This window comes from Niallia sp. FSL W8-1348 (genome assembly GCF_038006745.1).
Taxonomy (GTDB): Bacteria; Bacillota; Bacilli; order Bacillales; family Cytobacillaceae; genus Niallia; species Niallia alba.
This window is the reverse complement of record NZ_JBBOVV010000001.1, coordinates 3277993-3297140: the sequence shown is the minus strand read 5'-3', so window position 1 is coordinate 3297140 and position 19148 is coordinate 3277993. Positions and strand designations below refer to the sequence as shown.

Here is a 19148-nt window from a genome sequence, read left to right as displayed (position 1 = left end):
AAATCTCCTATGGACATTACAAATTATTGCTTCACTTCATGATTTGTTTTCCATTTCTTGCGGAAGACAAAACCAGAAAGCCATAATATAACGACTAACCCGACAACGGTTCCGATACTTAATAACACCCACGGGCCTTCAATAAAACGCATAGCTCGATGATGATCTTTTACTAACCAATAACAAGTTATACTTAAAACGATTCCAACTGGGATAATTACTGGACGATAATCTTTTAATCCAAAAAGTTTTTGTACAGCAATAGCTGAACAGAGAAATGTCATAATAATTTGGGTTAAAATTGATAATGCAAAAAAGGCAACCATAACCATTTCATAACGATGAATAAATAGCCCAATTTCCGCACTTCTTGCCATTTGCATACAAGAAACAATATATTGTGCTGTAACATCTGCCGTAAGAACACCTGTTTCAAGTATTGGCCACATAACTACAATCATTCCACCATAAAACATACCTGCAGTAGAAGATTTCATCCAAGTCTGCTTATCTCTTACTAACGGAAGGATCATGCAAACCATCATCGCAGTCATTGCATAATCTGTATTATGGTGTCTACTCGCCCATACCGTCTCTGTAAATCCTGATTGAAAAACAGGAAGTAATTCTTTTATATCAAAATTACTAAGAGAGCCTAACATTAATAAAATATTTAAAGCAAGGATAGAAAATACGCCTATCAATGCCATTCTTGCGACCACTTCTATTCCAAAATGGATAGCATAAATGCCTATTAAAAAAGCAGCCAATATAAATAATACTGTAGGAGCCTCTGGTAAAAAATAATCTCTTAAATGATAAACAAATGTTGCCATAATACTTCCATATGCTCCTATAAAAAAGACAAACACAGAAATAGCGACAAATTTCCCAGGAAATTTCCCTAAAATTTGGTGGAATTGATCAATTAAATCTCCCTCTGGTATACGCCTCATCACTATAACGATTAATGCTATAATTAGCAGTCCTTGAAATGTGGAGAAAAACGTTGATATCCAGATATCGCCTTTTACTTCCCGTGCCATTATACCTTGTGTCATTCCGATAGATTTTGCATAAAGCATATTAATAATTAATGCCATTAGCATACCATTCGTTATTTGAACCTTCATTATTTTTCCTTCCTTTCTTCTTTACCAGATATAGTTGGCTGGAATAATAATGAACCACTGTCTACACTTGCATGAATGGTAAGATTTATGTCGGCAGCTGAAAAACTATTTTTCCAGTCTTTCTTTACCTTCCTCCACTCATAAGGGTATTTATTTTGAAAAACTTTTCCTAATTCTAGTACATCCGTTTTATATTCCTTTTGGATTTTTTCAATAGACTTATTGATATCTTCTCTTAATTTAGCTTCTACCGCTTTTTCTAATTGTTCCACATCATCTTTATTACTAATGGAAAAGGAGCAGCCCGCTTCAACCACTGTAACCGAAGCGTCCAGCTTAGCATTAAAACCTACCTCTTCATTTTTGTAAGTTGGTTTTACTTCAAACTTTTGCTTATTTAACTCAACACTAATATTGTTATTCTTCTCTTTGGGACATGAAACAACCACTACTCCCGAGTCAATATTATCTCTAAAAAGGATAATTCCTTGTAATTCATCTGCTTGTAAGATTCCTACCAATTTATCATTTTCAAATACCCCAGCACCAGATAGTTCTACTTGTTTCCCTTTTGCCCCTTCTTCTGGTTTAAGTCCATCAATTTTTCTTTCTTTCAAAGATACTCTTGCAAGTAGCGGCTCAGAAGATTCACTTAAATAAGCAGCTAACAAATCTGTTATTTCCGTATACGGGGCAAGTGTTGAGATATTTGTATACCGAAATAATTTACTTAATGCTTCTCCAGGCGTAACCTCCAAACTTGTTATCGTAGAGGTTAGTTCGCTAGCCTTATCGGGGGTTAAAGCAACCAATGTTCTCATCCTAAGCTCTGGATTTCTTGTAAAAAAATCAACTATGTCTCCAATCCCTTCTTTGGCTACTTCTTCATTTATAACGATAATAAAATTATGAGCCCAAAATACTCTTCGCGACGCAACACCAGTTAAATTACGAATCGCCTCAAAAATGGACTCTCCTTCTGCTTCTACGTTCCATGTCGTTTCTCCTGATTGGCCCGTAGGAGCACCAGTTTGTCCTCTGGCATCACCTGGTCTAGAAACTTGCACAGTAACTTTTATCTTTCCATCCTCTGATCCTTTATCAATTCCGACTGCCATTACAAGAGCAAGATCGTTTATTTCTCTTTTTCCCACACAAGCAGTTAGGAGCAAAGTACTAAAAATAATGAGAATAATTAAATTAGCTCGCTTCATTCCTTTCTTTTCTCTCCTTTATTACCTCCACTTTTCTTTTTCCATCTTCTTAATCCGGTAATATCCTCGTAATCTTTGTTATTATCTTCATCATTTTTCGTCTTTTCTGATTCAGATTGATTTTCGTCATTCAGCTTTAAAGGTTTCTTTACTTTATCAGGCGGAGAAGGCTTCTGATGATCACCTAACTTTATCGTATCTCCATCTGCAAGCTGTGGCCTTTTTTTCATTGCCCACCAAGGAAACCGAATGAGAGTATCCTTTTGATCATTTGGCTGAAAAGGAGTTGCTGGCGCCAAATAAGATTCACCAAACGAACGAATACTTAGAGCATGAATCGCTAATAGAGAGAACATAACGGAAAAGCCGAGCAACCCTAATGTTCCCGAAGCAATCAATAACGGAAACCTGATTAAGCGTATGGAATAGGAGGCAGAATAATTCGGTATTGCAAAGGATGAAATTCCAGTAACTGCTACAACAATTACCATAAACGGAGAGACAATGCCCGCCTGGACCGCAGCCTGTCCGATAACAAGTGAACCAACAATACTTACAGCCTGCCCAACTGGTTTTGGCATTCGGAGCCCAGCCTCACGCATTAGCTCAAAAGTTATTTCCATTAATAAAGCTTCTAAAAGAACGGGAAAAGGAACAATTTCTCGACCAGATGCAATGGTCAATGCTAAAGGCGTTGGAATCATCTCCTGATGGAAACTTACTAACATGACATAGATGGAAGTAAGCGTCAGACTAATTACAAAGGCTATATAGCGAATGATTCGAAAAAAGCTGCCTGCCATAAATCCCATATAATAGTCATCACTAGCTTGCAAAAATTGCCAAAAGTAAGTAGGAACTACTAAAACGAATGGGGTATTATCAACGAAAATCGCTACTCTTCCTTCTAATAATGCAGAAGCTACTTTATCGGGTCTCTCGGTACTCATTACCGTTGTAAACGGGGAAAATGGCGAATCTGCAATCATTTCCTCTATGTAGCCACTTTCTAAAATTCCATCAATTTTAATATTATTTAATCGCTTCTTTACTTCATCTACTAATCCCTTTTTTACCGTTCCTGTAATGTAGGCTATATTAATATCCGTTTTTGATCGTACTCCGATACTCATTGTTTCTAATCGCAGCTCAGGATCGCGGAGTCTTCTTCTAACTAATGCAGTATTTGTTCGTATATTTTCCGTAAAGCCATCTCTTGAGCCACGGACAACCTGTTCTGTCTGCGGCTCATCAACACTCCTCGTGTCCCAACCCTTTGTTTGGATGTGGAAAGCTTTTTCACATCCATCTACAAAAAGCATACTATCACCAGAAAGGATTGCTACTAAAGCCTTTTCTACTTCTGTAATCATGGAAAAAGAAGTATTCATTAAAACATGTTGTTCGATTAAAGTTTCCAAATCAGAGATCATTAATTGGTTTCTTTTAATAAATTCATTTCCTTCATACATCATTGCATCAATTACTTTTTCCACATGCTCTACGCTGGCGAGCCCATCAATATAAAATAAAACAGAGGAAACTTGTCTATTCCCTAAAAAGTAAATTTTCCTTTTTACAAGATCGACACTATCTCCCAAATGCTTTTTAATTTTAGCTATATTTTTTTCTAACTCTGTCGTGAACCTCATGTCTTTACTTGTTGTTTCCATATCGTCCACCCTTACTTTTTACTATTATCTTCTTAACCAAGTAAAAGAAATTCTATTCGTATATCAAAAAAATGTATAAAAGCATTTTTTTTCGTATAAAAAAGAGACTAGTGGCATCAATAAAGGCGGAGATATTTTGAATTTTTATCATACTTGGCTCTATCAACATGTTTTAAACACAGAGTGGCTTTTGTGGATTATTGTTATTTTTGTTCTGGCATTTAATATATTATCCCCTATCATCATATGGGGATTAATGAATGGAAAATCTATTCTTAAGTGGGGGAAAAGAAAGATAAAAGGACAAAAGAAACACACTAAAAAGGAAGATGGAAAAAAATCATAGTTTTCAGGACTTTAGTAACTGGTATAATGAACTACTTAGCACTAATCTTAAGTATATAATTTAACCAATCGACGAAAGGGCAAAATCATTGAAAAATGGTGACGCAAAGCTATAGGGGCTTCGGGCTAGACTAAAAAGGACAAAACCTTTTCCCAATCATTCAACTACTCATGCCAGCCAGCTACCGAATACACCTTCGACGATGCAAATGAAGGGGACTATAAAAGTGAGACAAAAAAATAATAATGAATTATTAGTAAAACAATCAGTACTTTTAAAGGATCATAGCTATCAAATACCAGAAACCGGAAATATAGGAAAAGGTTTATTTTTTGGCATGCTCATCAGCATTCCTTTATGGATTTCTTTTTTTGGATGGCTTCGGATTATTATTACTTTTATTGGTAAATAGATTGAAACGATAGGCAAATATTTTACTTATACGCAGCAAGAGCATATAATCATTATAAGAATAGGCATAAAAACCATTAGGAAAGGAGCTTTCATAATGGAAGATTCAAAAGAAAAATTAGAACAACAAATAACTGTATCAGGAAAGCATTTCTCTGAAGAAAAATTTTGGGCAAAACTCGCTCGGTATGCTAAAAAGGCTGGTTCTTCTGTCGTCTACGCGGTGTTGCTTTTGTATTACACCTTACAAAAACCAAATGTACCTAAAAAAGTCAAAGCGACAATTATTGGAGCTTTAGGCTATTTCATCCTGCCAATTGATTTGATACCTGATTTTCTAGTAGGAATAGGCTACACAGATGATCTTGGCGCATTAGGAATTGCCTTATTTCAAGTAGCGATGTATATTGACGATGATATCAAATCAAAAGCAAGAACAAAGCTTGCAGAATGGTTTGGTAATAAAGTGGATACAACAGATATTGATAAAAAAATAAATTAAGAGACTATAATGAAAAAAAGGGACTAGAAACAGTCCCTTTTTTCATTATTATAAAAATAACCCTACAATTGTCGCTGTTAAAATAGAAGCTAATGTTGCTGTTAATAACATTTTCAAACCAAATTTTGCAACGATATCTGCTTTTTTGGCATTAATTGCTTGAATAGACCCAGCAATTATTCCAATACTAGAGAAGTTTGCAAAAGAAACAAGGAATGTCGAAACAATTCCTACTGTCTTCTCTGAAAGCTCCCCGATTAATGGCTGGAATTGCAGCATTGCCACAAATTCGTTTGCAGCCAGTTTCGTTCCCATTACTGAGCCTGCTGTTACAATCTCACTAACCGGAATACCCATTATCCATGCCACCGGAGCAAATATATAACCTAATATTCCGGTAAACCCAATTCCAAAGACACTTGTGAAGAAACCATCAATTAAAGCAAGTAGACCGACATATGCTACTAACATTGCAGCAACAATTAAAGCAACTCTACCACCATCTAACGCACCAGCTGAAATCGCGCCAAATACAGAATTTGTATTGGAAACATCTTTGACATTAATGGTTTCATCTTCCTCTTTGCTAATAGGTGCAACTAATGTTGCTATAATTAGTGCTGATAATGCATTTAAAATCATCGCTGCAAGTACAAATTGAGGTGGAATCATTTCCATATATGCTCCCATTATAGAAGCAGAAACAGATGCCATTGCAGATGTACAGACAATAAATAACTTATTAGCATTCATCGAATCTAAATGTGATTTAATAGCAATAAGTGATTCCGATTGACCGAAAAAGATGGAGTTAATGCTGTTAAATGTTACAACCTTTGATAACCCTGTAATCTTTGCCAATGCCCCGCCAATATATTTAATAGCTAATGGCAATACTTTTATATGCGTTAATAAAGATAATAAAGTAGAAGTAAAAATGATCAGCATCAATACATTTATAAAAAAGACACTTCCACCTTCTGGAACTAAGCCCCCGGTAACAAAATTAACGCCTTCATATCCATAATTGAGCACATTGGAAACTCCATTTGATGTAGCTTCTACAATTTTTAGCCCAACAGTGGTTTTAAACATTATTAGCGCTACAATAAATTCCAGCACAAATAATACGATAATAGCTCTATAGTTAATCCTTTTTTTATCATTTGATAATAAAAAGGAGATAGCTATCGTTACGATGATACCTAATATCCCAACTAATATTGACATAGAAAATTCCTCCTAAATAAAAAGCAATAACAATCCTTCATCGAATACATCAAACTATTTCAATATAGTTAATATACATTTGAAAAACATTGTTAATACATTAAAAAAGATATACAGTTTTAGATGTTACCTTATATTAAGGACGTTGTCATCCATTAATTGATTAACAAATTAAATTAATAAAATTTAAACCTTTCAAAATATTATCTAAATATATTTAATTCCCATCATTCTAAATAATCTCTTAAAAATGATGGCAAATAAAAAAGCAACTGGGGTATTGATACCTCAAATTGCCTTTTTTCTATTATATATATTTATTTAAAGCGAGCTGTCTTTCTCGATCTTCGCAGCTTCAAATGCTTTATTAACACGGTTTAAAAGCACGCTATCTGAAAGCAAACGATATCCCGTTGTAGCAAGCGCCTGAGCACCTTTAATAATAGCTTCATCTCCGATTGAAGATTTCGCTGCTTCTCTAAATTCATTCGTATGTGCAATCAAATCATCTGGTCCTATTTTAATATGCGGATGTGCTGTTGGTACTTCATAGCTTATATTCCCAGCGTCTGTTGATCCTTTTCCACGAGATCTTTTTGTTACAACCGTCTCTCCAACTGCCTCTAGCTCTTCTTTTAATATCTCATCTAAAATTGGGTTTAATACAAAATCCTTCACTTCATTTTGGAATCTTTCCACTTTAACAGTTGCTCCAGTTGCAAGGGCAGCTCCTTCAGCAATCGCACGAACTTTTGTAGCAACCTCTTCTGTTTTATTCCATGTTTCTGCTCGAATGTAGAATCGTGCAGACGCATATTCCGGAATGATATTAGGTGCATCTCCCCCGTTTGTGATAATCCCGTGAATTCTTACATCATCAGGAAGCTGTTGTCTAAGCGCATTTATGCCAACAAATAATTGGATGACTGCATCAAGAGCGTTTATCCCTTTTTCAGGTGAACCTGATGCGTGTGCCGCTTTCCCGTAAAAATGGAAATCGAGTGGATCTACAGCAAGCGTTTCACTGGTTAATGATGTTTGACCAGCAGGATGAATCATTAAGGCCACATCAACATCCTTTAAATAACCATGTTTCACGAAGCTTCCTTTTGCACTTCCATTTGGTCCTCCCTCTTCCGCTGGTGTCCCTAAGACAACAACCTTTCCACCTGTTTCGGAAAGTGTTTGGGAAAGTGCAATTCCAGCTGCTACACTTGTTGTTCCAATAATATTATGCCCACAAGCATGACCCAATCCAGGGAGTGCATCATACTCAGCGAGGAAAGCAATGGTTGGACCAGATATCCCACTATCTTTTACTGCATAAAAAGATGTTTCATGACCAGCTACGGCAATTTCCACTTTGAATCCAGCATTTGTTAAAATGTCTACATGCTTTTTACTTGCGAAAAATTCTTGGTTCCCGATTTCAGGATTCGCATGAATCGATTGACTTGTTTCAATATACAGTTCTTTATTTGCAAGAATGGATTCGTGAATAAGATTGATACCAGATAAAGTGTTACTCATTTTCCCTCTCCTCCTTAAAGTCCTTTAAATTGTTTTTGTAATTCGTCCTTGTCAATATCTACTACAATGGAACCACCATTTGTATCTGCTTCAACTGCTTTAATCACATCTTCTTCATGATAAAGCTCCACAATTTTTTGATATGTTTCGTTATTTGCATCCTCTGTACGAGCTGCAAAGATGTTTACATATGGCAATGCATTTTCATCGTCTGCATCTTCTAAATAAATAGGGTCTTTTACAGGATCAAAGCCAGCTTGACCGGCAACACCATTATTGATAACAGATGCTGCAACATCAGGTAATACTCTTGGCGTTTGCTGTGCAACAATCGGTAAGATATCGAGATTTTTTGGATTTTCCACAATTTTAGATGGATCTCCAAATAGTCCAAAGTCATCTGCTAAAGTAATTAATCCAGCTGATTCAAGTAATTTTAGAGCACGCGCTTGGTTAGAAGGATCGTCCGGAATAGCAATTTTATCGCCTTCTTTAATTTCACTTACATCTTTCACCTTTTCAGAATAGATCCCCATCGGCGCTATCACAGTTGCTCCAATTGGCGTTAAGTCGGTCTTATTTTCTTGGTTAAATTGACTTAAAAATGCGATATGTTGAAACGAATTAATATCAATTTCGTTATTCGCTAAAGCTTGATTTGGCAATGTATAGTCAGAAAACTCAACAAGCTCAATTTCAATCCCTTCTGCTTTCGCCTTTTCTTTCAAAATTGGCCAAACCTCTCCATCAGATCCAGTTACACCAATTTTCACCTTCACCGTTTTATCCCCACCAGATGTACTTTCCGACCCGCATGCTGCAAGTGCCCAAATTGTCGTTAATAATAGTAAAATAGCAAAATATTTCTTCATCACACATTCTCCTTAATTAGTAAATTTTGTATAATTTTAACTTTAAATAGTTATAAAAATCCCTCCGTTAAAGCAATATCCCCCTTAACGTCTCATTATTTTTCTTGATAATGTATTTCCAATCCATTGAGCGATTTGGACGAGAATAATTAAGATAATAACGGTAACAAGCATTACACTGCCGTCAAATCGTTGATAGCCATATGTCATCGCGACATGTCCCAGTCCGCCTCCACCAACGGTACCAGCCATCGCAGAAAAATCAATTAAGCTGATGGTTACAAAAGTTAAGCCAAGAATAAGTGGTCCTAACGCTTCAGGAATTAACACTGTAAAAATGATTTGCAAAGGACTTGCTCCCATCGCTTTAGCAGCTTCAATAACACCTGGATCAATACTAACTAAGTTATTCTCTACTACTCTAGCAATTCCAAAAGAGGCTGCAATAGTCATTGGGAAGATCGCTGCCCATGTCCCAATCGTAGTACCTACAATCGCTCTTGTTAACGGGCTGATTGCTACTAGAAAAATAATAAATGGAATAGGGCGGATAATATTAATTAAAATATTAAGCAAACGGAAAACTAATTTATTTTCTAAAATATTGCCTTTTCTTGTTACGAAAAGGAGTAAACCTATAGTAATTCCTATAATAGAGCCTAAAATAAGCGTCATGATAACCATTAATATTGTTTCTCCTGTTGATTCCACAATGCGTGGCCAAAAAGTACTCCAATCGACCTTCATTAAATAAGCACCTCCTCAACTGTGACTAATGTCTCTAATTCATTAAGAACAGATAAAATATTTTCTTTACTTCCTTCAAAGGATACGAGCAGATTGCCGTAGAACTTTTCTTGCAATTCACGAACTGAGCCATAAACAATATTTACATCGACATTAAACTTTTTTGTGACCTTTGAAAGTACTGGATCACTTGCAATTTCACCTTTAAAGATTACTCTGTATAACTGTTTACCACCCTTTTTCCTCCATTCCGCTAATAAGGAGTCAGAAGGACGATCCTGCTGTACAGACTGAATAAAGCGCTGCGTGGTTGGATGTTTCGGATTTGTGAATACTTCAAAAACGGAACCATTCTCTATTACTTCTCCATTTTCCATTACTGCCACTCGATCACATATTTCTTGAATAACATGCATTTCATGCGTAATTAATAGAATAGTAATGCCTAAATCCTTATTTACCTTTTTTAATAGACGCAGTATTTCCCCAGTTGTATCAGGATCCAGTGCAGAGGTTGCTTCATCACAAATTAATATATCTGGAGAAGTTGCTAGGGCACGTGCAATACCAACTCGTTGCTTCTGTCCCCCTGATAACTGTTCTGGATAATCGTCTGCTTTATCGGATAGACCCACAAATTGCAGAAGCTCTGCCACTCTTTCTTTTATTTCTTTTTTCGGTACACCAGCGAGCTTTAAAGGATAAGCAACATTCCCTGCTACCGTTCGAGAAGAAAAAAGATTAAAGTTTTGAAAAATCATCCCAATTCTTCTGCGAAGTTTACGGATTTCTTTTTGAGATAAGGACGAAACATCTACTCCTTGAACTTGTATATTTCCGTTTGTCGGTGTTTCTAATAAATTGACAAGTCGTAATAAGGTACTTTTGCCTGCTCCGCTAAAACCAATAATCCCAAAGATTTCCCCTTGTGCAATGGATATCGATACATCCTTAACCGCGTTTACTTCACGACTGCCAAGCTTAAAGGTCTTAGCTACCTTCTGAAATTCAATCATTGCCCCTCACTCCTATGCAGTATCAAAAACATAAGTATCTTGTGAAGAAGAAACAGGTCTATTAAGAGATACAAAAAGGCCCTGCTTCTTCTTTCCAGAAAGAAAAAGCAGGGCCTTTATAAGACAAAGAAACTACTTTTTCTCATCTTTCAAATGCTAATTTAGCATTTGCAGGAATTGGCACGGTATTTAAATAAATCCGCTGCCGAGACTTCTTCGGGCCTGTCCCTCCGTCTCTCTGGATAAGAAAAATGTTTTTATTTAATTTTGTAAGATTTGATAACAACTATAAAACTAGATAAATAAATTGTCAACTATGTTTTTTTATTTTTTTGTTTTTTTTCGCTAAATTTTTTATAAAAAAACCTATTTTTAAATTATATCAACATATCTTTTTCACCATACCCGCAGTCAGCATACACTTCGCTTTCCATAGGGCTCGCGCTGAGCCGCTTCGCCGTCGTTTCACTCTTGATTGGTCTAATCTGTCTCTCTAATCCCACAAGATTCTATGTGTATGCTGACTGCTCAATATTACTAAATAAAGATTCACCCATACGAAAAAATTCCTTATACCTAAGAATCTAACTATATATAAATATAATAAAAATCCATTAATACACACTAAATAAATCGGAATAATATTTTTTATAAAAAAGGAAAGTGCTATTTTTCCATTAGCACTTTCCTTTTCGTTCTATTGAGTTATCTCTGCTTGTTTTGATAAAAAAAGCTGTACTATTTCTTCTTGACTATATTTTTGTAGGAGAAGAGAATCGATCATTTCTCGAACTGCCCCATCCCCTCCATTTGAATCTGCAACAAACATGACTTGATCTTTTACCATATCCATTGCATTTTTTGGAGCACATGGCCATCCTACCTTTGTTAAAATAGGAATATCGTTGAGATCGTCACCCATATAACATACTTCCTCAAAGCCTATTCCTATTTCATCGATTATCTTCTGAAGTGTTTCTAATTTATCGTGAATTCCTTCAAAAACATAGTCAAAGCTCAATTCCTCTGCTCTTTTTCTAACTGCTTTCGACTTCCTTCCTGTTATAATAGCTGTCTTTATCCCTGCTTGTTTTGCCAGACTAATGCCCATACCGTCTTGTGTGTGAAATGCCTTATACTCGTTACCATCTGAACCAATATATAGTCTCCCGTCTGTAAGTACACCATCAACGTCTAATACAATTAGCTTAATCCTCATTAATTACGTTATATACCTAATTTCATTAAATCATGAAGATGAAGCATTCCAACGGGCTTATGATGGCTATCAATGATTGGCAATACGGTAATTTCTTTTTCCTCCATTAATTGTAGAGCTTCAGCAGCTAAAGCTCCTTTTTCAACTACTATAGAAGGGGCAGAGATTAAATTTTCCACATTTTCATTCAGGACATCCATTGAGAGCGCAAATGCTCTACGAATGTCACCATCTGTAAGGACACCGATTAATTCATTTTTCTCATTTACAATCGATGCGGCTCCTAGTCCTTGATCTGTCATCGTAAATAAAGCGTCCTTTACTTTATCTCCTTTGTGGACAACTGGATTTTTTCTTGTGTGAAATATAACATCATCTACCTTTAATAATAATTTTCTTCCTAACGAACCGTTCGGATGATAAAGAGCAAAATCTTCTGGCCTAAACTTGCGTGCCTCTAGTAAGGCAATTGCAAGTGCGTCACCTAATGCAAGTGTTACCGTTGTACTTGTTGTTGGTGCTAATCCTAACGGACAAGCCTCTTCAAACTCTCCTAAACATAATGTAACATCGGCTTTCATCCCTAGAGTAGAAAACACATTTTTCGTAATAGCAATCAACTTTGCCCCAATTGTTTCAATGGATGGAAGTAATCTTACTACTTCATCACTTTCTCCACTATTGGAAATAGCAAGCACAATATCATCAGACGTCACCATTCCTAAATCCCCATGTAAGCCTTCAGATGGGTGTAAAAAACAAGATGGCGTTCCAGTACTTGAGAAAGTCGCCTTTATCTTTCGAGCGATAATCCCCGACTTGCCTATCCCAGTTACAACCACTTTTCCTCTGCAGGCTAAAATTAATTGAATAGCATCTTCTGCTGATTCATCCAATATATCTCTTAAATCCAAGATTGCCTTTGCTTCTTTTTCTAGAACGATTGCTAAAGTATCTGTATAATCGAATTTTGGCAAATTAATTTCTTGCATATCAACCACTCCCATTCTTTACAGATTTTTCACCAATGCATCAATCTCGACAATCGGCTTTAACACTTCCTCTAACTCAGCTAATTTCACCATATTTGGTCCATCTGACATTGCTTCATCTGGATTAGGATGAACCTCCATAAAAATCGACGAAATCCCAACCGCAGCAGCGGCTCTGGACAAATAAGGGACAAACTCACTTTTCCCGCCAGTCGTCGTGCCATTTCCACCAGGTATCTGGACACTATGGGTCGCATCAAAAACAAATGGAACTCCCAATTCCTTCATCGTGATAAGAGATCGCATATCCACAACTAAATTATTATAGCCAAATGTAGAACCACGCTCTGTTAATAGAATCTGTTCATTTCCAACCTCCCTTATTTTTGTAACAACATTTTTCATATCCCACGGTGCCAAAAACTGTCCTTTTTTTACATTCACTATCATCCCAGTATTTGCTGCCGCTACTAATAAATCTGTTTGTCTGCATAAAAAAGCAGGAATCTGCAGAATATCTAACACTTCTGCTGCGACTATTGCTTGTGCTGGCTCATGTACATCTGATGTGATTGGAACATCAAATGTCTCCTTTACCTTGGCTAAAACTTTTAGCCCGTTCTCCATTCCCGGTCCTCGAAATGAATGAATAGAAGAACGATTTGCTTTGTCATAGGAAGCCTTAAAAATAAATGGAATGTTTAGCTTCGTTGCTACCTCTTTTAACTGCTCTGCTGTTTCCATGACAAGTTTCTCATCTTCTATAACACAGGGGCCGGCAATTAGAACAAATGGAGCTTTATCTCCAAATGAGATGGTATCATTTAACGTGACTACTTTAGTAATAATACATACCTCCTTTATTAGTTAATGCCATATGATTTTAATGATTAAATTTGTTTGTGAAAAAGTGGTAAATGAAAGAAAGAAAGGAAGATTATTTTTCTGAATTTTCTAACTTTATACCGTGTAGTTTACATAATATATTAAGTTGGTTGCTTTGAAAAGTACTTTGTAATATTATCTGACAGACTTTTTTCTCTTTTCCTCTAGAACCATTAATTTTTCTGACAAAAAAGACTTTTCCTATTTTTGGAAAAGTCTTTTTTTAACACTCTATTTTAGCGTCTAAAATTAAGCTACTGTCTTTTCTTCTATTTGTGCTGTTTTTGCACGGGAACTTGGAATAATATTAAATAAAATATTTAAGATTATAGCGGTTATTCCACCTGCTACGATACCACTTTGGAAAAGAATACGGATGTTTTCTGGGAATTCCATGAAAATATTAGGAACGACCGTAACACCAAGACCCATTCCAATTGAACAGGCAAGAATTAATAAGTTTCCTTGTTGATTAAAGTCAACCTTTCCTAACATTTTAATTCCATAGGACACAACCATTCCAAACATTGCAAGCGAAGCTCCTCCAAGTACTGCTGTAGGAATTAATGTTGTAATAGCTGCAATTTTAGGAATAAATCCTAAAATAACTAAAATTGTACCAGCAGCATAAATGACATTCTTCGTTTTTACACCAGTTAGCTGAACTAGACCAACGTTTTGAGAATACGCAGTGTATGGAAATGAGTTGAAAATTCCACCAATAACAGATGCTAACCCTTCTGCACGGTATCCCTTTCCTAAATCTTCTTCTGAAACCTTTTTGTTTGTAATATCACCAAGTGCCAAATAAACGCCTGTTGATTCAATTAAACTTACGATCGCCACAAGGGTCATCGTAATAATAGAAGTTAAATCAAAAGTTGGTGCTCCAAAATAAAACGGAGTAATTCCATGAATCCACTTTGCGTCTCCTACTTCTGAAAAATGAACCATCCCCATAAACGCTGCAACAATCGTGCCAATAATAATACCAAGTAAGATAGAAATTGTTTTGATAAATCCAGTTGTAAATTTATTAAGCAATATAATAATAGCTAGTACTCCAAAAGCAAGAACTAAGTTTTTTAGATTACCAAAGTCTGCACTTCCTTGTCCTCCCGCCATATCATTAAAAGCGACAGGAATCAAAGTTAGACCAATGATTGTTACTACAGAACCAGTTACTACCGGCGGAAAGAATTTTACTAGTTTACTAAAAATAGAAGAAATAAGTACAACAATAATACCAGAAACAATAATGGCGCCATAAATTGCAGTTATTCCATGCTTACTCCCTATTGCAATCATCGGACCAACAGCAGTAAATGTACAGCCAAGCATAACGGGAAGACCAATCCCAAAGAATTTATTTTTCCACACCTGTAGCAATGTAGCCACACCACAAGTTAAAAGATCAATCGAAATTAAATAGGTTAGTTGTTCAGGTGTTAATTTTAATGCTCCACCAACTATTAAAGGCACTAGTACAGCTCCAGCATACATTGCTAGCACATGCTGCAGACCTACAGACCACGTTTTTACTGTCATTTTTTCCATTTTAATATCCTCCTGCATAAATGCCTTCATGTGTTCGTTGTTCCGCAAATGTAACTTTTCCATCCTTTAAGGATGCTATTCTGGCTAATGATTCTAAGCGATAGCCTTTAGCAATTAAATCATCAGCTCCAGGCTGAAATGACTTTTCGATTAATATCCCAATCCCACTTACCTTAGCACCAGCTTGCTCGACAATATTTGCTAAGCCTAAAGCAGCCTGTCCATTAGCTAAGAAGTCATCAATTACGAGAACATGATCATTAGGATGAATATACTTTTTGGAAACAGTTATTTCATTCGATTCTTGTTTTGTAAAGGAATAAACCGTTGCAGTATATAAGTCACTTGTTAACGTAAGCGACTTTCTTTTTCTTGCAAAGATTACGGGAACATCTAATGCTAGACCAGCCATGATAGCTGGTGCAATCCCAGATGACTCTATCGTTAATATTCTAGTAATGCCTGCCTCTTTAAAAATGTTCGCAAATTCTAGGCCAATTTCTTTCATCAGATGAGGGTCCATTTGGTGATTAATAAAAGAATCTACTTTTAATACATTATCACTTAAAACAATACCTTCTGCTTCAATTTTTTTCTTCAATAACTCCATTACTAGACTCTCTCCTTTTTTGGAGGACAGTTTTTAGCAGCAAAGAGATGCTCGACTATCCTTAAATAATACAAAAAAAAGCACAGTTACTTACTCTATGAGTAAGCGACTGTGCTTTTTCGAGCAAAATAGACTGCTCTATTTATGCATAGATCAGTATATCTCCATTTTATACGCTTACCCGTAGTCAGACGATTAACGGTCATCTGGTAGAAACTTGCAGGCCATATTCCTGCTATTATACGAGTTTTATATTGTTTGATTATTTGACAACATAATGGATTATAACGGATTTTCGCTGAAATGAAAACTAAAATTTTAAAAAGGTGAAAGTTTCCGGCTTTTTCACTTTAAATAACTGTCGCATTTATTTGGTTTCATTAGAATAGGTAAAAACCCATCGATCATCCATTTGCTTATTGGCATAGTTATTTAACCTTTTGCCATTTCTAAAGAAATTTCAAATCCCTACATCCTAGTTGAATTGGATACCTTATACTTTTTCGGTAGCAATACGCCGAGAAGACGCACCGCTTATTCTTGTATGACGGATTTCATTGATGCCGAATGCTTTGGTGTCATTCAAGCTTCCCAAATATCATCTTATCGTCTCGTTTGAATCTAACGAGGAACTTCAAAATTTAAATTTGTGCTTTTCATTGAATACATGTATTTAATGTGGATGAAAAAAGGAATCAAACAAAAATGTCTGATTCCTTTTTTCATTAATTTGCTTCCTGGCTCCAGCCAAAAAGTTCATTCTCTCTCTGTTCCGATTCTAAAACCGCATGATGAAAGGTTCTGAAATCAATTGCCTGATCTTTTTTCTCTGTAATCACCTTAATATATTCACCAATCTTCACCTTATTCTCTGGGGAAACTTGGCCAAAAGGAATTTCCGCTGATCTTCCATAATAAATATTAGCTGTTTTATTAGCCAATTTTATTTTTTTACTATTAATTAAATAACGTGAATTAGGAACCGTATAAACTGTCTCCCAATCACTCTCTGTCTCGAATTTAATTTTTGATAAATGTTCTCCCGCAACCGAAATAAGGATAACATCTGGTTGTAAGTATTCAATAAGTTCATGCCATAATTTTACACCTTCTGCTTGAAGGTCTTTCTTCGCTTCTTTGCTTAAACTATCCCAAGTAGGATTTGTTGCAAGCGGTGAGCAAATATCTGTATGCAATGCCGTATTTTCTTTGTTACCATAAAAGCTTGCATTTATTCCATTCAATAACGGTTCAAAAGAAGGCTCATACCATGCTTTATATGGGTCTTTTTCAAAATACTGGTCAAGTGCAGTAATATACTGTTGATTGAATTGATAGTGATGGTCTCGTTTCATCGATTGAAACCTTTGGAAAGGGTCAGGGTCAGGGAAATCGCGTCTAGACGGATTTAGACCTACAGTAATGATGCGGATAGGGGATTCAAAATATTTCTTACTATTACCAAAATACATAATTGGCATCGAGGGCTTTACAATATACGTCCTCTCTTTCTTACTTTCATACATTTCCCAATACTTTTTAATTAATTCGGTTTGTACTGCCTGTTGAATAACAATAAAAATCATCCTTTCGATTTAGTAGAAAAAATATAGCAAGTCCACAAAAAAGTGGAATTCCTTCCTCTCTATTATATATTATCCTTAGCCTATTGGTAAAGAATACGTCACGTTTTATAAAAAAACTTTTAAAGGTTAAATATAAGAATATGCTGCATTTTGATTGTTTTAAAACTATCTAAATATATTTTGGTATTTTTTTCATTCTCGTGTACTGCTCAATAAATACCAGCTTAAGCACTTATTCATTTTTTATACAGTAGGATAGCTATGTAATCTATCTATATAAGTAAAAAAACGAATACAAGGAAAAGGGCCTAATCATAAAAGATACGTTTTAAACAAGTGTATTCATTTCAAGTACACTTATGTTAAAAGGATCTTAATTAATCAGACCCTACACATAGACTAACTTATTTCAAATCAGCAAACTCTCTCGCGATTCTTTCTAACGCTTCTTTTATAATTGGTCTAGGCGAAGGAATACAAATTCGTTGATAAGTAATGCCTTCTTCTCCAAACATACTTCCATCTTCTAGTAACACATTGGCTCTATGATAAATACGCTCATGTACTTCTTCTGGTGTAATCCCATAACCACTGAAATCCATCCACATGATATAGGTTCCCTCCGGAATCGTCACTTTCACCTTTGGCATATGTTCATCTATGTATGCCTTTACCCATTCCATTGTTCCGTCAATATATTCCTTTAGTTCCTCGAGCCATTCTTCTCCATCATTATATACTGCAATAAGTGCAGAGATCGTAAAAGGTGATGCCAATTGGTGACCCATTTCTTTATTAAAAGCCTTTCGCAACTTTACATTCGGAATAATTAAATTAGTACAGTGGAGTCCTGCCACATTAAATGTTTTATTGATAGCCGTACATGTAATCAAATGATCATTATTTGCTGCTACCATAGCAATTGGAGTGAATTTCTGATTACATCTGATCAAATCACCATGGATTTCGTCTGCAATAATTAACACATTATGTTTAACACAAATCTCATTTAAACGCGTAAGTTCTTCCACTGTAAAAATGCGCCCAGTTGGATTATGGGGATTACAAAGAATAAACAGCTTCGTTGATTCTTCTTTTGCTTTTGCTTCAAAATCGGCAAAATCTATTGTATAGTATCCTTCTTCATCTTCAAGTAATGCATTATTTCTAACCACTCTTCCATTTCTTTCAATAGCAGAAGTGAATGGTGGATACACTGGACGTTGGATGATTACACCGTCTCCAATCTCTGAAAAAGCTCGAACAGCCATGTTAATAGCATGAACCGTTCCTGGGCTGTAGACAATAGAATCTCTGTCTATTTCCCAATTATGTCTTTTCTTGAACCAATGCTGAATCGCTTCATAATACTCATCAGGAAAAATAGAATATCCATATATGCGATTATCAACCGTTTTATGTAATGCATCTACTAAGGCTTGTGGCACAGGCAAATCCATATCTGCCGTAAATAGCGGAATAGTTTCTTCATCATATCGCTCTGTTAGCCCCATCTGCTTAATAATCTTTCCACCATCCCATTTAATGGAATACGTATTCCGTCGATTTACTACTTCATCGAAGTTATTAATCACTACATCCACCATCCTTTTTCTAGTTTGAAG

At 35.8% G+C, this 19148-nt stretch carries 17 protein-coding genes and 3 riboswitches; of the genes, 2 read left to right on the top strand and 15 right to left on the bottom strand.

Annotation, left to right across the window (positions count from 1 at the left end; genetic code table 11):
* Positions 1-23 precede the first annotated feature (23 nt).
* The 3 genes from NST60_RS15565 to NST60_RS15555 are packed head-to-tail and all read right to left on the bottom strand — an operon-like array spanning position 24 to position 4020.
* Complete coding sequence (locus NST60_RS15565) at positions 24-1133, bottom strand: GerAB/ArcD/ProY family transporter (protein ID WP_224427817.1); 1110 nt, start codon at positions 1131-1133, stop codon at positions 24-26.
* On the bottom strand, positions 1133-2347 hold the full coding sequence (locus tag NST60_RS15560) for a Ger(x)C family spore germination protein (protein ID WP_169189157.1): 1215 nt from the start codon (positions 2345-2347) through the stop codon (positions 1133-1135). Before NST60_RS15560 ends, NST60_RS15565 begins: the two co-directional genes overlap by 1 nt.
* Entirely contained in the window at positions 2344-4020 is a 1677-nt protein-coding gene (locus NST60_RS15555; RefSeq protein WP_169189158.1) for a spore germination protein, read from the bottom strand. The genes NST60_RS15560 and NST60_RS15555 overlap by 4 nt, the downstream gene beginning before the upstream one ends.
* 414 nt (positions 4021-4434) lie before the next feature.
* A riboswitch (cyclic di-GMP riboswitch) is annotated at positions 4435-4555 on the top strand.
* A gap of 37 nt (positions 4556-4592) precedes the next feature.
* On the opposite strand from NST60_RS15555, the gene NST60_RS15550 reads away from it, so the two are divergent.
* Positions 4593-4778: a hypothetical protein gene (locus tag NST60_RS15550; protein WP_016202145.1), complete on the top strand. Its 186-nt coding sequence runs from the start codon at positions 4593-4595 to the stop codon at positions 4776-4778.
* Positions 4779-4874: 96 nt separating this feature from the next.
* A complete protein-coding gene (locus NST60_RS15545; RefSeq protein WP_016202144.1) occupies positions 4875-5279 on the top strand; it encodes a YkvA family protein in 405 nt (134 codons plus the stop codon).
* A 48-nt stretch (positions 5280-5327) separates the two neighbouring features.
* Here NST60_RS15545 and NST60_RS15540 read toward each other — a convergent pair whose 3' ends face one another.
* The 12 genes from NST60_RS15540 to NST60_RS15485 all read right to left on the bottom strand — a co-directional run bounded on the left by NST60_RS15540 (position 5328) and on the right by NST60_RS15485 (position 19130).
* Positions 5328-6509: a NupC/NupG family nucleoside CNT transporter gene (locus tag NST60_RS15540; protein ID WP_169189160.1), complete on the bottom strand. Its 1182-nt coding sequence runs from the start codon at positions 6507-6509 to the stop codon at positions 5328-5330.
* A 321-nt stretch (positions 6510-6830) separates the two neighbouring features.
* Positions 6831-8039, bottom strand: coding sequence for a M20 family metallopeptidase (locus NST60_RS15535; protein ID WP_101729384.1), 1209 nt, complete (start codon positions 8037-8039; stop codon positions 6831-6833).
* A gap of 14 nt (positions 8040-8053) precedes the next feature.
* Positions 8054-8911 (bottom strand): MetQ/NlpA family ABC transporter substrate-binding protein, encoded by an 858-nt coding sequence (locus NST60_RS15530; protein WP_224427816.1) that lies wholly within the window; start codon positions 8909-8911, stop codon positions 8054-8056.
* Between the two features lie 84 nt (positions 8912-8995).
* Entirely contained in the window at positions 8996-9658 is a 663-nt protein-coding gene (locus NST60_RS15525; protein ID WP_016202139.1) for a methionine ABC transporter permease, read from the bottom strand.
* Positions 9658-10674: a methionine ABC transporter ATP-binding protein gene (locus tag NST60_RS15520; RefSeq protein WP_016202138.1), complete on the bottom strand. Its 1017-nt coding sequence runs from the start codon at positions 10672-10674 to the stop codon at positions 9658-9660. The genes NST60_RS15525 and NST60_RS15520 overlap by 1 nt, the downstream gene beginning before the upstream one ends.
* A gap of 139 nt (positions 10675-10813) precedes the next feature.
* A riboswitch (SAM riboswitch) is annotated at positions 10814-10923 on the bottom strand.
* A 448-nt stretch (positions 10924-11371) separates the two neighbouring features.
* Complete coding sequence (locus NST60_RS15515; RefSeq protein ID WP_016202137.1) at positions 11372-11893, bottom strand: KdsC family phosphatase; 522 nt, start codon at positions 11891-11893, stop codon at positions 11372-11374.
* An 8-nt stretch (positions 11894-11901) separates the two neighbouring features.
* Positions 11902-12885: a KpsF/GutQ family sugar-phosphate isomerase gene (locus tag NST60_RS15510; protein WP_169189163.1), complete on the bottom strand. Its 984-nt coding sequence runs from the start codon at positions 12883-12885 to the stop codon at positions 11902-11904.
* 18 nt (positions 12886-12903) lie between these two features.
* On the bottom strand, positions 12904-13731 hold the full coding sequence (kdsA, locus tag NST60_RS15505; protein ID WP_224427818.1) for a 3-deoxy-8-phosphooctulonate synthase: 828 nt from the start codon (positions 13729-13731) through the stop codon (positions 12904-12906).
* Between the two features lie 288 nt (positions 13732-14019).
* Entirely contained in the window at positions 14020-15327 is a 1308-nt protein-coding gene (locus NST60_RS15500; protein WP_101729388.1) for a nucleobase:cation symporter-2 family protein, read from the bottom strand.
* Between the two features lies 1 nt (position 15328).
* Positions 15329-15937: a xanthine phosphoribosyltransferase gene (locus NST60_RS15495; protein WP_224427815.1), complete on the bottom strand. Its 609-nt coding sequence runs from the start codon at positions 15935-15937 to the stop codon at positions 15329-15331.
* Positions 15938-16101: 164 nt separating this feature from the next.
* A riboswitch (purine riboswitch) is annotated at positions 16102-16203 on the bottom strand.
* Between the two features lie 459 nt (positions 16204-16662).
* Positions 16663-17523, bottom strand: a complete 861-nt coding sequence (locus NST60_RS15490; protein WP_224427814.1) for a hypothetical protein — start codon at positions 17521-17523, stop codon at positions 16663-16665.
* A gap of 404 nt (positions 17524-17927) precedes the next feature.
* On the bottom strand, positions 17928-19130 hold the full coding sequence (locus NST60_RS15485) for a MalY/PatB family protein (RefSeq protein ID WP_205835660.1): 1203 nt from the start codon (positions 19128-19130) through the stop codon (positions 17928-17930).
* Positions 19131-19148: the final 18 nt, after the last annotated feature.

Bases quoted from the DNA above. Each gene is read 5' to 3' on its own strand.
- NST60_RS15555 (WP_169189158.1), bottom strand. From the start codon at position 4,020: ATGGAAACAACAAGTAAAGACATGAGGTTCACGACAGAGTTAGAAAAA.
- NST60_RS15530 (WP_224427816.1), bottom strand. From the start codon at position 8,911: ATGAAGAAATATTTTGCTATTTTACTATTATTAACGACAATTTGGGCA.
- NST60_RS15540 (WP_169189160.1), bottom strand. From the start codon at position 6,509: ATGTCAATATTAGTTGGGATATTAGGTATCATCGTAACGATAGCTATC.
- NST60_RS15485 (WP_205835660.1), bottom strand. From the start codon at position 19,130: ATGGTGGATGTAGTGATTAATAACTTCGATGAAGTAGTAAATCGACGG.
- NST60_RS15495 (WP_224427815.1), bottom strand. From the start codon at position 15,937: ATGGAGTTATTGAAGAAAAAAATTGAAGCAGAAGGTATTGTTTTAAGT.
- NST60_RS15525 (WP_016202139.1), bottom strand. From the start codon at position 9,658: ATGAAGGTCGATTGGAGTACTTTTTGGCCACGCATTGTGGAATCAACA.
- NST60_RS15490 (WP_224427814.1), bottom strand. From the start codon at position 17,523: ATGATTTTTATTGTTATTCAACAGGCAGTACAAACCGAATTAATTAAA.
- NST60_RS15545 (WP_016202144.1), top strand. From the start codon at position 4,875: ATGGAAGATTCAAAAGAAAAATTAGAACAACAAATAACTGTATCAGGA.
- NST60_RS15565 (WP_224427817.1), bottom strand. From the start codon at position 1,133: ATGAAGGTTCAAATAACGAATGGTATGCTAATGGCATTAATTATTAAT.
- NST60_RS15535 (WP_101729384.1), bottom strand. From the start codon at position 8,039: ATGAGTAACACTTTATCTGGTATCAATCTTATTCACGAATCCATTCTT.
- NST60_RS15560 (WP_169189157.1), bottom strand. From the start codon at position 2,347: ATGAAGCGAGCTAATTTAATTATTCTCATTATTTTTAGTACTTTGCTC.
- NST60_RS15515 (WP_016202137.1), bottom strand. From the start codon at position 11,893: ATGAGGATTAAGCTAATTGTATTAGACGTTGATGGTGTACTTACAGAC.
- NST60_RS15500 (WP_101729388.1), bottom strand. From the start codon at position 15,327: ATGGAAAAAATGACAGTAAAAACGTGGTCTGTAGGTCTGCAGCATGTG.
- NST60_RS15520 (WP_016202138.1), bottom strand. From the start codon at position 10,674: ATGATTGAATTTCAGAAGGTAGCTAAGACCTTTAAGCTTGGCAGTCGT.
- NST60_RS15510 (WP_169189163.1), bottom strand. From the start codon at position 12,885: ATGCAAGAAATTAATTTGCCAAAATTCGATTATACAGATACTTTAGCA.